The sequence below is a fragment of the Microbacterium timonense genome (assembly GCF_900292075.1).
Lineage (GTDB): Bacteria > Actinomycetota > Actinomycetes > Actinomycetales > Microbacteriaceae > Microbacterium > Microbacterium timonense.
The window spans coordinates 874,070-886,974 of record NZ_OLMV01000001.1 but is presented as its reverse complement, the minus strand read 5'-3'; the positions used below and the strand labels follow the sequence as shown (position 1 = coordinate 886,974).

Sequence of the window (12,905 nt, the reverse complement as noted above, 5' to 3'; positions counted from 1 at the left end):
CGCCCGGCCACGAGGCCCGACTCCCACATCACCGCGGGATCCGCGTCCACCGCACGTCCGATCAGCTGAGCCGCCACCGCAGGCCACGCGGGATCCTCGTCGCGGCGCTGTGCGGCCACGCACGACAGGCACGCCGTGCGGCCGGGAGCCACGAACGGGCCGATGTCGGCGCCCGAACCGGTGAGCATCACCGGGACGTGCGCCACGTCACCGGCCATCAGCGCCGCCACCGCGCTGGGGGCGACGACCCGGTGGACGACGAAGACGAGGACCTCGCTCGAGGATGCGGTGCCGACGGGGTCGTATCGGTGCAGCGCTTCGACCTCGAACCCGGCGGCCGCCAGTCCCTCACCGACAGCGTCGCGCTGGAGGTCGGGAACGTCGGACGCCGCCTGGATCGCGACGCGCCGACGGGGTGGGGCCTGGGTCGCCAGCACCCGTCGCATGCGCGAGAGGAACCGGGTGGCGTCCTCCGCCGTCGGCGCCCCGAACGCCTGGCACAACGGCACGAATGCTCCGTCGGGGATGCCGCGCTCGAGCTCGCGGATCACCCTCAGGTGCCACGGCTGCGGGTCCTCCCAGACGACCGCGCGCTCCGAGCCGAATTGCAGGACGGAGTCTGAGCGCCACACCGGCGGATAGGACGGGTCGAGCCGAAGCATGTCCCGATCCTGCCCGACGGCGCGGTGCCCGCCGCGGCTGTCCACAGGACCCGTCGCACGGTTCCCCTCGGCCGTGCCCTGTGGAGGAGGCGGCGACCGCTGCTACACCGGGCGGTGGTCGTCGGGCGTGCCGCTCTCGCCGTCGTCCTCCGAGCCGTCGCCCTCCGAGCCGTCGCCGGGCACCTCGCCGGCGAGCAGGCGAGCAAGTGCGTCGTCCATCTCGTCCGGCACCGGCTCCTCACCCCGCGCGCGAGCCTCCAGGCGCGCCACCAGCGATGCCGGATCGTCGATGTCGGAGGCGCTGGGCATCAGGTCGGGGTAGTCCCACAGGGCGTCTCGTGCGGCCGGGCCGACGGCATCCGTCACCGCGCGCCACATCGCCGCCGCCTCGCGCATGCGCCGCGGACGGATCTCGAGGCCCACGAGCGAGCCCAAGGCCCGCTCGGCAGGGCCACCCACGGCCCGGCGGCGGCGCACCGCCTCGGCGATGCGCTGCGCGGAGGGGAGCCGGGACGTGGCGTCTGCGGTGACGACCTCGACCCACCCCTCGATCGTGGCGAGGAGGTTCTCCAGCCGCGCCAGCGCCGCCTCCTGCGCCTCGGACCGCGCGGGCAGCAGCGCGCCGCTCTCGATCGCTCGGCGCAGCTCCTCCGGCTCGGACGGATCGAAGCGGGAGGCGAGCTCCTCCAGCGCATCGGTGTCGACGTGCACGCCCCGCGCGAAGTCGGTCACCTGTGAGATGACGTGCAGCCGCAGCCAGCGGGCGTGGCGGAACAGGCGCGCGTGCGCGAGTTCGCGCGTCGCGACGTACAGCGCGAGCTGATCCTCGGGGACCTCGAGGTCGCGGCCGAAGTCCGCGAAGTTCTGGGGGAGGATCGCCGCCTCGCCGTCGGGCATCAGCGGGATGCCGACATCGCCGCCGCTGACGACCTCCTTGGAGAGGCTGCCCACCACCTGTCCCAGCTGCGAGGCGAACAGCGAGCCGCCCACCGTGCGCATGAGACGGCCGGCGCCCTGGATCATGCCCTGCATGTCTTCGGGCGCCTGCGCGCTCAACGCCGCCGTGAGCGCGTCCGCGATGCTCGTCGCCACCGGCTCCGCCAGCTCCTGCCACACCGGCAGGGTCGCCTCCACCCAGCCGCCGCGCGTGAGAGTCTCGGGGGGAGCGGGCAGCTCCGAGATGGCCGTCGCCTCGCTGAGCCACAGGGTCGCCAGGGCGAATGCCTGGTCGAGATCGGTGCGCTGGCCCGCGGTCACGCCCAGCCCCTCCTGATTGGCGATGTGCAGCGCCTGACGCTTGGCCATGTCCCACGAGATGCCGCTCTCGTCGGCGTTCGCGAACGCGCCCTGCAGCTGGCGCATCACCGCCTGCATCATCGCCGGATCGATGTTCATGCCCGACAGCCGCGACAGCTGCTCCGGGTCGAAGCCGCCCGCGCCGCCCCCGAAGAGCTGTCGGATGAGCTCCTGGAAATCGTCCTCGGGACTGTTCTCGTTGCCCGCGGAGGTGTCGTCGTCTGCCACTTCAGCAGCCTTTCAGCCGGTCGATGAGGTTGCGCTCTACGCTAGTCGCAGCATCCATCGCACTCCCCGGCAGGGACCCCGAACGCCTTACGCCGGTCGCGAACGACCAGGCATCATCGACAAGGCACGGAAGAGAGGTCCCGCGTGGCCCTGTTCGACGAGAACTCGACCATCGAGCCGCCCGCGACGCGGTCCCGGATGTCGCGACGCACGGTCGCCGGGGTGTGGGCGCTGACCGTGGCGATGGTGGTGCTCCTGGTCATCACGTTCCTTCCGACGTCGTACGTGATCCAGCGCCCGGGCCCGGTCTACAACACCCTCGGGACTGCCGAGAACGCGGACGGCGAGGAGGTGCCGCTCATCTCGGTCGAAGGCGCCGAGACGTTCCCCACCGACGGCGCGCTGGACCTGCTGACCGTCCAGGTGCAGGGCAACCGCGAGCACACACCGTCGTGGTTCGAGCTGGCCATGGCATGGTTCGAGCCGAGCAAAGCCGTGATCCCGATCGACTCCGTGTTCCCCCAGGGGCAGACGACCGAGGAGCGCAACGAAGAGAGCGCGGCGATGATGGTCGACTCGCAGCAGGAGGCGACGGCCGCCGCGCTCACGGAGCTGGGCTACGACGTCGGCGCTCAGCTGTCGGTGCACTCGGTGATCGAGGGTGCTCCGGCCGAGGGCGTGCTGGAGGAAGGCGACGTCATCCTGGAGGCGAACGGCCAGGCGGTGACGGACGCCGCGCGCCTGCGCGCGGTCATCAACGAGGGGGAGGGCGACCCGGTCGAACTGCAGATCGAGCGCGATGACCAGCAGCAGACCGTCGAGCTGACGCCGGAGGAGTCCACGGCCGACGGCGAGTCGGTGTGGATCATCGGCGTGAACCTCATCACGGACTACGACTTCCCGATCGACGTCACGATCCAGCTCAACAACGTAGGCGGCCCCAGTGCCGGCATGATGTTCGCGCTCGGCATCATCGACACGCTCACCCCGGGCGAGCTCAACGGCGGACAGCAGGTCGCCGGCACCGGCACCATCACGGCCGACGGCGCGGTGGGCCCCATCGGCGGCATCCGCCAGAAGATGTGGGGCGCACTGGATGCCGGCGCCGACTGGTTCCTCGCCCCGGAGGCCAACTGCGACGAGGTGGTCGGTCACATCCCCGGCGACCTCCGGGTGTTCGCGGTGTCGGACCTGGACGAGGCGCTGTCGGTGCTCGACGCGGTGCGGGAGGACGGCGACCTCGACGCGCTGCCGACGTGCACCGCCGGCTGAGCCGTCAAGCGACTCGCCCGATCGTGCCCGAAACGTTGCGTGTTTCGGGGAGTTCGCCCAGCGCGGACAAGGCGGCCGCTCAGAACGGGCCGCCTAGGATGGGACGGTGACCACGACCTCGTCGCCGAACCCGGCCACACCCTCCCGCACCCGTCGCGTCGTCGCCATCACCCTCGCGGTCATCGCCGCGCTCGTGGTGGCGTTCTTCGTCTTCGCGAGCCTCTACGCCGACTGGCTCTGGTACGACCAGCTCGGGTTCTCCGAGGTGCTGCTGACGCAGTGGGTGGCCCGTGTGGTGATGTTCGTCGTCGGGTTCCTCGGCATGGCGGTGCCGGTGTGGCTGTCGATCCAGCTCGCGTACCGGCTCCGTCCGGTCTACGCACGGCTGAGCTCGCAGCTGGACCGCTACCAGGAGGTCGTCGAGCCGCTGCGACGGCTGGCGATGTGGGGCATCCCGATCTTCTTCGGGTTCTTCGCCGGATTCGCCGCCTCCACGCAGTGGGAGACCACGTGGCTGTGGTTCAACGGCGTGGCGACGGACACGAAGGACCCGGAGTTCGGGCTCGACACCGGGTTCTACATGTTCGCGATGCCGTTCTGGAGCTCCCTCATCGGGTTCGCCTCCGCGGTGCTGCTGATCTGCCTGCTCGTGACCGCCCTCGTGTCGTACCTGTACGGCTCGGTGCGCATCGGTCAGCGCGAGCTGCGCATCTCGAAGTCTGCGCGCATCCAGCTGGCCGTCATCGCCGGCCTGTACCTGCTGGTGCAGGGCGCGAGCCTGTGGCTGGATCGCTACAAGACGCTCGTCGAGCCGGGCGACCGCATCACCGGTCCCGGCTACACCGGCGTGCACGCCATCATTCCCGGCCAGACGATCCTCGCGTTCGCCGCCGTCATCGTCGCCATCCTGTTCTTCGTCACCGCGATCATCGGTCGCTGGCGCTACCCCCTCATCGCGACCGCGCTGCTCGTGGTCTCGGCGATCGTCGTGGGCGTCGGCTACCCGTGGGTGGTCAACACCTTCCAGGTGCAGCCGAACCGCTTCACGCTCGAAGAGGAGTACTACCAGCGCAACGTCGACATGACGCACGAGGCGTACGGCGTCGACGGGCTGGAGCAGCAGGACTTCGCCGCCGTCACGGATGTCACCGCGGGCCAGCTGCGCGACGACGCAGCGACCACGGCGCAGGTGCGCATCATGGACCCGGCGATCATCTCGCCGAACATCCGCCAGCTGGAGCAGTACCGCGGGTACTACCAGTTCGCCGATCCGCTCGACGTCGACCGCTACAACATCGACGGCGTCTCGCAGGACACGATCGTCTCGGTCCGCGAGCTCGACCTCGATCAGCTCGGCGCGGCGGCGGACTGGCAGAACTCCGCGGTCGTCTACACGCACGGCTACGGCATCGTGGCCGCCAAGGGCAACGACCGCACCACCGAGGGAGACCCGGTGTTCCTCGAGCGCGGCATCCCCGCGTCGGGCTTCCTGTCGGACCAGGAGGACTTCCAGCCGCGCGTCTATTTCGGCGAGTACTCTCCGACGTACTCCATCGTGGGCGCGCCCGAGGGTGCGGACCCGGTCGAGCTGGACTACCCGTCGGGCGAGGACGGCTCCGGTGAGACCAAGACCACCTTCGAGGGCGACGGTGGCCCGAGCCTCGGCAACGTCTTCAACCGTCTCATCTACGCGCTGAAGTTCCAGGCCGAGCAGATCCTCTTCTCCGACTACGTCAACGAGGACTCGCAGATCCTGTACGACCGCGACCCGCGCGAGCGCGTGCAGAAGGTGGCGCCGTACCTGACGCTCGACAACGACGCCTACCCGAGCGTGGTGGACGGCCGGATCGTCTGGATCGTCGACGGCTACACGCTGAGCGCGAACTACCCGTACTCGTCGACGGTGAGCCTCACCTCGGCGATCTCGGACTCCAGCAACCCGGCGCCGCGCTTCACGGTCGACGACATCAACTACATCCGCAACTCGGTGAAGGCCACGGTCGACGCGTACGACGGGTCGGTCACGCTGTACGCCTGGGACGAGGAGGACCCGGTGCTGCAGTCGTGGCAGAAGGTGTACCCGTCGACCATCAAGCCCATCAGCGACATGTCGGCCGACCTCATGAGCCACGTGCGGTACCCCACCGACCTGTTCAAGGTGCAGCGCACGATCCTCGGCACCTACCACGTCGACGACGCGCGGTCGTTCTACCAGAGCGACAACCGCTGGCAGACTCCGAACGACCCGCAGGAAGACACGCAGCTGCAGCCGCCGTACTACTTGACGATGCAGATGCCGGGCCAGGACAGCCCGACCTACTCGATGTTCACGTCGTTCATCCCGTCGTCCACGACGGGCAACGCGCGCAACGTCCTCATGGGCTATCTGGCGGTGGACTCCAACGCCGGCAGCGAGGCGGGCGTCAAGAGCAAGGGCTACGGCAAGCTGCGCATGCTCGTGATCGACGCCGAGACCACCGTGCCGGGGCCCGGTCAGGTGCAGAACACCTTCAACTCCGACCCGTTGGTGTCGTCTCAGATCAACCTGCTGAAACAGGGACAGTCCGAGGTGCTCAACGGCAACCTGCTCACGCTCCCCGTCGGTGGCGGTCTCCTCTATGTGCAGCCGGTGTTCGTCCAGTCCTCCGGGGCGACGAAGCTGCCCAAGCTGCAGAAGGTGCTGGTCTCCTTCGGCGACGACATCGCGTTCGAAGACACGCTGAACGAGGCGCTCGACACGCTCTTCGGAGGCGACTCGGGTGCCGATGCGGGTGACACGGATGTCGAGCCCACCCCGGGCGCGACCCCCGCACCGACGCCCGAGCCGACCCCCACGCCCTCTGAGCCGACGACTCCCAGCGAGCCGGCGGACGACTACCAGGCCGCGCTGCAGGAAGCGCAGCAGGCGATGCTCGATCGCCAGGCGGCGCTGGAGAAGGGCGACTGGGCGGCGTACGGCGAGGCCGACGCCCGCCTGACGGCGGCGGTGGAGAAGCTGATCCAGCTCGGCGAGCAGTAAGGGCGCGGCGTTCTCACGCGGTGAGGACGGCGTACCAGATCAGCAGCAGGGTGACGATGAAGCCCGAGAGCTGGTTCAGCCACAGGAAGCGGCGCCACCCCGCGGTGGCTGCCGGCGCCTCCTCGTCGGCGAGCGAGCGGTACGGCCACACCGTCACGAGGTACGGCACGGCCGCCAGCGCCGCGAGGGGCCCCGGCCACGCCGTGGCGAGCACCGTCAGCCCGGCGGCGGCGTAGCAGACAAGGCAGAAGCGGACGGTCCAGCGGGCGCCTCGCGCAGTCGCGATCGACGAGATTCCCGCGTCCCGGTCGGCGACCACGTCCTGCACAGCTCCGAACGCGTGCGAGGCGACGCCCCACAGCGCGAAGGACGTGATGAGCGCGACGAGCTGCGGGGTCCACACGGCGCCCGCCAGGACGAGGCCGTACACCGCCGGTGAGAAGAAGTGGATGCTGCTGGTCAGACTGTCCAGGAACGGCCGTTCCTTGAGACGGAAGGGCGGCGCGCTGTAGAACACGACGAAGAACAGGCTCGCCGCCAGCACCGCCCACGATGCCGGGGAACCCGTGACCGCGAGGTAGATGACGAACGGCAGGCACGCGATGGCGGACGACCACAGGGTGATGGCGTGCATCCGGCGATCGAGGACCGCACCGTGCGCACCGCCCTTGCGCGGGTTGCGCAGGTCGGATTCGTAATCGAAGACGTCGTTGATCCCGTACATCGCCAGGTTGTACGGGATGAGGAAGAACAGCGTCCCGATGACGAGCGTCGCATCGAGGCCCCTGGTCGTCAGGAGGTAGGCGGCAGCGAACGGATAGGCCGTGTTGATCCAGCTGATCGGGCGCGAGGCGACCAGGAGCTGCCGCGCCACCGCGCCGGCCCGCAGCGGAGGGGCGGCTGTCACGATGCGCTCCGCCCGCGCGCGGATCCGTTCCGTCCACTCAGCAGCACGCCCACCGCCGGCACGAGGAAGGCGGCGCACACCGGGTAGGCGAAGTCCTCCACCGGCGCGAGGCCGACGCGCACCCCGGAGATGAGCGCCTCGGGGTAGTCGAAGAGGCCGGCCGCGATCATGACGTTGTCGAAGACCGCCGTGAGCGTGACGAGGATGCCGGCGGCGATGGCGGAGGCCCCCATCCGGCGCGCGAACCGCGGATGCCCCGCGGTCGTCAGCACGACGACGACTGTCGCGACGAGGAAGGGCAGCACGATGAGCGGATACGTCACGGGATCTCCCGCGATGTCGCGGCCCCGGCATCCTGTCGGTCGCGCCGCGAGAGCGCGCGCTCGGCGGCAGCCGAGACGACGAGCGCCAGATAGCTCAGGAACGCCAGGAACACCGGTTCCTCCAGCGGCAGATGCGGCGCGAGATCGATCCCGAGCAGCAATGCGCTGTCGCCCTTGACGAAGACGCCCGCGACGATCCCGACGGCGTCCCACAGGAGGAAGAACGCCGTGCCGATGCCGACCGCCGCGGCGGTGCGGCCCGGGCGATGCCAGGCGGCCAGGCGCCACCGTCGGTCGAGCAGCATGACACCCGCGGTCGAGGCGAGGATCGCGAGGAGGTACAGTCCCGGCATGCTCACACTCTCGCAGGCTCGGCGAGCGGACCGGGGGAGCGGTCGCCGCGCAGGCGCTTGACCACCAGCTCGGCCGAGATCAGGCACATCGGCAGCCCGATCCCGGGCAGCGTCGACGCGCCCGCATAGGCCAGTCCCGCCACTTTCCGCGACGCGTTGCGCGGCCGGAACAGCGCGCTCTGTCTCAGGGTGTGCGCGAGGCCCAGTGCGTTTCCGCGCCAGGCGCCGAACTCGTCCGCGAAGTCGCCGGGGGCGACGGTGCGGCGAGCGACGACGCGGTCGGCGAGATCGGGGATGCCGCACCAGTCCGCGATCTGGGCGATCACGCGGTCGGCGGCGGCCTCGACGGCGGGATCGCCCGAGCCGTCGACGCCGCCGCGCCCGAGTGACGGATCGGCGGGAACCGGCACGAGGACGAAGAGGTTCTCGTGACCCGGCGGGGCGACGGTGGAGTCCGTGGCGCTGGGCCGGCAGACGTACAGCGACGCCGGATCGGGGATCCGCGGTCGGCGTCCGAAGATGTCGTCGAAGTTCCCGCGCCAGTCCCGTGTGAACAGGAGCGTGTGGTGGGCCAGCTGCGGCAGCGAGCCTTCGACGCCGAGCATCAAGAGCAGCGCCCCCGGGCTCGGCGTGCGGGAGCGCCACCATGACTCGGGATAGGTCTGCAGCTGCGGCGCGAGCAGCTGCGTCTCGGTGCGGTGGAGGTCCGCCCCCGACACGACGAGATCTGCCGCGACCCGTCGGCCGTCGGCGAGCTCGACACCGGTCGCCGCGCCGTCGGAGGCGGTGATCGAGGCGACGGCGGCTCCGGTCCGGATGGTGACGCCGGATGCCTCGGCCACGCGCGCGACGGCCGCGATCACCTCGGTGAATCCGCCGCGGGGATACAGCACCCGGTCGCCGAGATCGAGGTGGCTCATCAGGTGGTACAGGCTCGGCACGCCGTACGGCGAGCCGCCGAGGAAGACCGCCGGGTACTCGAGGATCTTACGAAGCCGCGGGTCGGTGAAACGACGCTCGACGTGGCGCGCCAGGCTGCGCGTCAGCAGCGGGGCCAGCCGCGGCATGCGACGCAGCAGCGCGGGGTCGCGGAGTCCTGAGGTGGTCTCGTACGTGTCGTAGAGGAACCGGGTGACGGCGAGGTCGTAGGCCTCAGCGGCCGAATCCAGATAGGCATCCAGGCGTGCTCCAGCGCCCGGCTCGACGCTCTCGAACAGCGCGGTCGCCGCCTCGCGACCCGACCTCACATCGAGCGGGTCCAGACCGGTCGCCGGATCCGAGTACACCCGGTACGCCGGATCGAGGGGGACGAGGTCCAGCTCCTCGTCGGCGGTCGTGCCGAGCAGTCGGAAGAAGTGGTCGAACACCTCGGGCATGAGGTACCAGCTGGGGCCGGTGTCGAACCGGAAGGCCCCGTGGCGCCACGATCCGGCTCGCCCGCCGATCTCGTCCCGGGCCTCGAAGAGCGTGGTGCTCCAGCCCTCGGCGGACAGGAGCGCGGCAGTGGCCAGGCCCGCGATGCCGCCGCCGATCACGACGGCGCGCCGCTGCCTGCCGGTCATGTCCGCGCCCCGCGCGGCGCCCACCCGAGCATGGCACGTGCGGCCAGTCTCGCCTTGACAGCGTCGGGCACGCGCACACGGTTTTCGGTGCCATCGCACGCCCGCAGTCGCGCGGCCAGCTCGGCGAACAGGTCGTGCGCAGCGGTGACCGCGCGCCGGCAGTCGGGGGGCAGCGCCGGGATCACCTGTGCCGCAGCAGCAAGGTCTGCGTCGATGCGCTGCAGCACCACGGAGCGGTCGCCGGCCGCAGATGCGACGGGAAGGTACTCCCGACCGAGCACCCGGCGGTCGTGAGCGAGATCACGCAGGAAGTTCACGTCCTGGAACGCCCTGCCGAGGCTCCGTGCGCCGGCCACGAGGTCGGGGGCGGGAGCGACCGGCTGCGGAGCGCCGGCGTTGACGAAGACACGAAGGCACATGAGCCCGATGACCTCGGCGGAGCCGTAGACGTACGCATCGTGTGATGCGGCGTCGTGGCGCCGCGTGCGCAGATCCGTGCGCATCGACGTGAAGAAGGGGACGACGAGCTCGCGGCCGATGCCGCATTCGCGCGCCGTACCCGCGAATGCGTGGACCACCAGATTCGCGCTGAAGCCGCGGTCGATGGCCGTCAGGCATTCGTGTTCGAGCTCGTCGAGCACCGCATTCGTGGCCTCAGCCGACAGGCCGGCTTCTGCGGCCGGTCCGTCGACGACCTCGTCCGCCACTCGGGCGAGGGCATAGATGTTGCGCACGTGCGGACGCGGGCGCGGTCCGAGCAGACGGCACGCGAGCCCGAAAGACGTCGAGTAGCGCGCGATGACGGTCGCTGCGGCATCCGCGGCTGCTCTGTCGTAGAGGGCGAGCCCCGTCGCCGTGCTGCGCTCGGGGGTCATGGGATGCGCCCTTCGATGCCGTCCGCGACCAGGCGCAGCAGGGCGCCTGCCCGCTCCGGGAGCGCGGGATGCCGCGACGCACCGCGCGCCTCGTCCAGCAGGTCGATGACGAGGTCGGTCACCCTCTCGCGCGCGCCGCTCTGCTCGAGCACCCGCTGGGCCGCGCGCACGGCGATCGGTCCGGTGCGCGCAGCGGCGAGCGTCTCGTCGACACGGCTCTTCCCTGCCGATTCGCGGGCCCACGCGACAAGCGGCGTGCGCTTGGTCTCCCGGAGATCGGGTGCGATGTCGCGGCCGGTCTGCTCCGCCGTGCCGAACGCGCCGATGAGGTCGTCGACGAGCTGGAACGCCAAGCCGAGGCTTCCCCCGGCGTCGCCCACGATGCGCACGGCGTCCGCATCAGCGCCGCCGAGGAGAGCGCCGGCCTGCAACGGCGCGCGGAACGAGTAGACAGCCGTCTTGTTGAACGCGGCGTCGAGGGTCGCCGAGCGCGTGGGAAACCGGGCGGTGACGCTGTGCTCCACGTCGGCCAGCTCTCCGGCCGCCGACACCAGCACAGCATCGTCCACGAGCGCGAGCAGCCGTTCGCGCGTCGCGTCGTCGATGGGCGCCATCGCCACCAGGCGGAAGGCCTCGTGCAGCAGGATGTCGCCGGCGAGGATCCCGGCGGCATCGCCGAGCACGGCGGCGCCCTCCGCGTCGGCGCCGTCCGCGACAGCCCGCCGGCGGAACGCACCGGCGACGTTCGGGACTCCTCGCCGCATCGTGTCGTGGTCGATGACGTCGTCGTGCACCACGAAGGCGGTGTGCAGCAGCTCGAATGCCGCGGCGATCGACAGCGCCGCCGACGGGTCGGCATCCGCGCCCGCGAACGCGGAGAACGAGGCCATCACCAGCGCAGGACGGAACCGCTTGCCGCCTCGTGCCGCACCGGCGATCGCCTCGCCCAGCGCACCGAACGCGGGGCCGAGGCCGTGGGCGCGTTCACAGATGCGAGCGAGGGCTCCGTCGATCGCGATGTGGAGGTCGGGGTCGTGAGCCGCCGGGATCATGATGCCCTTCGATGGTCCGCGACCGCTCCGCCGAAGAGGTCGAGCTGCTGCGCCTGGAGCACCAGCCACGGGCTGAACGCCCACGGTGTGGCCTGGAGTGAGGTCGCGAGCGCCTCGGGCTCGACCCAGCGGGCATCGAGAACCTCGACCGGGTTGAGCACGGGCTCCTCGTCGGTCCGGGCGATGTAGACAGGGCACACCTCGTGTTCGACGACACCGTTCGCGTCCGTCGCGCGATAGCGGAACAGGGGGAGCACGAGGCGGATGTCGGCAGGCGCCAGGCCCAGTCCGAGCTCCAGCTCGGCGTGACGACGGACCGCCGTGAGGACCGGTTCGGCGGGCCGCGGGTGACCGCAGAACGAGTTCGTCCACACCCCGGGCCACGTGCGCTTGGTGAGGGCGCGGCGGGTGATCAGCACCTGACCTCGAGAGTTCAGCACGTGACACGAGAACGCGAGGTGAAGGGCGGTGTCCGGGCCGTGGACACTTGCCTTCGGCGCTGTGCCGACGGGGCGGCCCTCGTCGTCCAGCAGCACCACGTGCTCGGTCTCGGTCATGGCCGGATCCTCTCAGATTGCTAGCCAATCTAGCAATCGGTGTTGTGCGATGCTACAACGGGTCGAAAGGAACGTCCACGATGTCTGAGAGATGGCTCCCTGAGACGGAGCATGAGCACGCGGTGATGCGCGTGCTCACCGGCATCCGTGCCCTCAGCGACGCCATGGAGCGCATGCACAGCGCCATGAAGGACGACATGGACATGAACGCGACCGACGTCGCCGCGCTGCGCATGCTCGTGATCCGGGAGACCGCCGGGCGGCTGGTGAGTCCTCGCGACATCGCACGTCACCTGCGGATCTCCACCGCGTCGACGACGAAGCTCCTGGACCGGCTGGTCGACACGGGGCACGTGGAGCGCCTGCCCCACCCGAGCGACCGCCGCGCGCGGGTGGTGGTGCTCACCGACCAGGCCCGCGCAGCGTTCTTCCGGGTGTTCGGGGAGCGGCTGCGCGCCATGCGCGAGGTGGCCATGCGCTACGACGAAGACGAGCTCGCCGTCGTGTCGCGGTTCCTCGATGACCTCAGCGGTGCGATGGATCCCTCGGCTGCCGCACCTGCCGGGGCGACGTCCCCGCGGCTCGCCGCGCTGCCTCTGCCGTCGCCCGGCGACGCCGCATCGGCCTGAGACCTGGCAGATGCCGGCGGACGCCGAAGAGGGCGCCCCTTGCGGGACGCCCTCTTCGTGTTTTCTGTTGCGGGGACAGGATTTGAACCTGCGACCTCTGGGTTATGAGCCCAGCGAGCTACCGAGCTGCTCCACCCCGCGGCACAAGTAAAGAGCCTAGCACGGATTTC

11 protein-coding genes and 1 tRNA gene are annotated in these 12,905 nt (G+C 70.5%); 3 read left to right on the top strand and 9 right to left on the bottom strand.

What is annotated here, in order from left to right; genetic code table 11:
* Positions 1–764: 764 nt before the first annotated feature.
* Positions 765–2,186, bottom strand: a complete 1,422-nt coding sequence (locus C9992_RS04285; protein WP_106814302.1) for a zinc-dependent metalloprotease — start codon at positions 2,184–2,186, stop codon at positions 765–767.
* Between the two features lie 144 nt (positions 2,187–2,330).
* On the opposite strand from C9992_RS04285, the gene C9992_RS04280 reads away from it, so the two are divergent.
* On the top strand, positions 2,331–3,458 hold the full coding sequence (locus tag C9992_RS04280; protein WP_106814301.1) for a YlbL family protein: 1,128 nt from the start codon (positions 2,331–2,333) through the stop codon (positions 3,456–3,458).
* 106 nt (positions 3,459–3,564) lie between these two features.
* Positions 3,565–6,477: a UPF0182 family membrane protein gene (locus tag C9992_RS04275; protein WP_106814300.1), complete on the top strand. Its 2,913-nt coding sequence runs from the start codon at positions 3,565–3,567 to the stop codon at positions 6,475–6,477.
* Between the two features lie 13 nt (positions 6,478–6,490).
* Here the strand turns inward: C9992_RS04275 and C9992_RS04270 are convergent, their stop codons facing one another.
* Genes C9992_RS04270 through idi form a run of 7 tightly spaced genes read right to left on the bottom strand, consistent with a single transcriptional unit; the run spans position 6,491 to position 12,106 of the window.
* Positions 6,491–7,384 (bottom strand): prenyltransferase, encoded by an 894-nt coding sequence (locus tag C9992_RS04270; RefSeq protein WP_235007969.1) that lies wholly within the window; start codon positions 7,382–7,384, stop codon positions 6,491–6,493.
* The gene (locus tag C9992_RS04265; RefSeq protein ID WP_106814299.1) at positions 7,381–7,707 is read right to left on the bottom strand and encodes a lycopene cyclase domain-containing protein; all 327 of its coding nucleotides are present in this window, start codon (positions 7,705–7,707) and stop codon (positions 7,381–7,383) included. Before C9992_RS04265 ends, C9992_RS04270 begins: the two co-directional genes overlap by 4 nt.
* Positions 7,704–8,060 carry a lycopene cyclase domain-containing protein gene (locus C9992_RS04260; protein ID WP_106814298.1) on the bottom strand — a complete coding sequence of 119 codons (357 nt, stop codon included), beginning with the start codon at positions 8,058–8,060 and terminating at the stop codon, positions 7,704–7,706. Before C9992_RS04260 ends, C9992_RS04265 begins: the two co-directional genes overlap by 4 nt.
* Positions 8,061–8,062: 2 nt before the next feature.
* Complete coding sequence (gene crtI, locus C9992_RS04255; protein ID WP_106814631.1) at positions 8,063–9,622, bottom strand: phytoene desaturase family protein; 1,560 nt, start codon at positions 9,620–9,622, stop codon at positions 8,063–8,065.
* On the bottom strand, positions 9,619–10,497 hold the full coding sequence (locus C9992_RS04250; RefSeq protein WP_106814297.1) for a phytoene/squalene synthase family protein: 879 nt from the start codon (positions 10,495–10,497) through the stop codon (positions 9,619–9,621). The genes crtI and C9992_RS04250 overlap by 4 nt, the downstream gene beginning before the upstream one ends.
* The gene (locus C9992_RS04245; RefSeq protein WP_106814296.1) at positions 10,494–11,549 is read right to left on the bottom strand and encodes a polyprenyl synthetase family protein; all 1,056 of its coding nucleotides are present in this window, start codon (positions 11,547–11,549) and stop codon (positions 10,494–10,496) included. Before C9992_RS04245 ends, C9992_RS04250 begins: the two co-directional genes overlap by 4 nt.
* Positions 11,546–12,106, bottom strand: a complete 561-nt coding sequence (gene idi, locus C9992_RS04240; protein ID WP_106814295.1) for an isopentenyl-diphosphate Delta-isomerase — start codon at positions 12,104–12,106, stop codon at positions 11,546–11,548. Before idi ends, C9992_RS04245 begins: the two co-directional genes overlap by 4 nt.
* A gap of 80 nt (positions 12,107–12,186) precedes the next feature.
* On the opposite strand from idi, the gene C9992_RS04235 reads away from it, so the two are divergent.
* Positions 12,187–12,735 carry a MarR family winged helix-turn-helix transcriptional regulator gene (locus tag C9992_RS04235; RefSeq protein ID WP_106814294.1) on the top strand — a complete coding sequence of 183 codons (549 nt, stop codon included), beginning with the start codon at positions 12,187–12,189 and terminating at the stop codon, positions 12,733–12,735.
* Between the two features lie 67 nt (positions 12,736–12,802).
* On the opposite strand, the gene C9992_RS04230 is transcribed toward C9992_RS04235, so the two are convergent.
* A tRNA-Met gene (locus C9992_RS04230) sits at positions 12,803–12,876 on the bottom strand.
* Positions 12,877–12,905 lie beyond the last annotated feature (29 nt).

Coding starts and splice junctions, on each gene's coding strand:
- C9992_RS04235 (WP_106814294.1), top strand. CDS start 12,187: ATGTCTGAGAGATGGCTCCCTGAGACGGAGCATGAGCACGCGGTGATG.
- idi (WP_106814295.1), bottom strand. CDS start 12,106: ATGACCGAGACCGAGCACGTGGTGCTGCTGGACGACGAGGGCCGCCCC.
- C9992_RS04260 (WP_106814298.1), bottom strand. CDS start 8,060: ATGCCGGGACTGTACCTCCTCGCGATCCTCGCCTCGACCGCGGGTGTC.
- crtI (WP_106814631.1), bottom strand. CDS start 9,622: ATGACCGGCAGGCAGCGGCGCGCCGTCGTGATCGGCGGCGGCATCGCG.
- C9992_RS04245 (WP_106814296.1), bottom strand. CDS start 11,549: ATGATCCCGGCGGCTCACGACCCCGACCTCCACATCGCGATCGACGGA.
- C9992_RS04250 (WP_106814297.1), bottom strand. CDS start 10,497: ATGACCCCCGAGCGCAGCACGGCGACGGGGCTCGCCCTCTACGACAGA.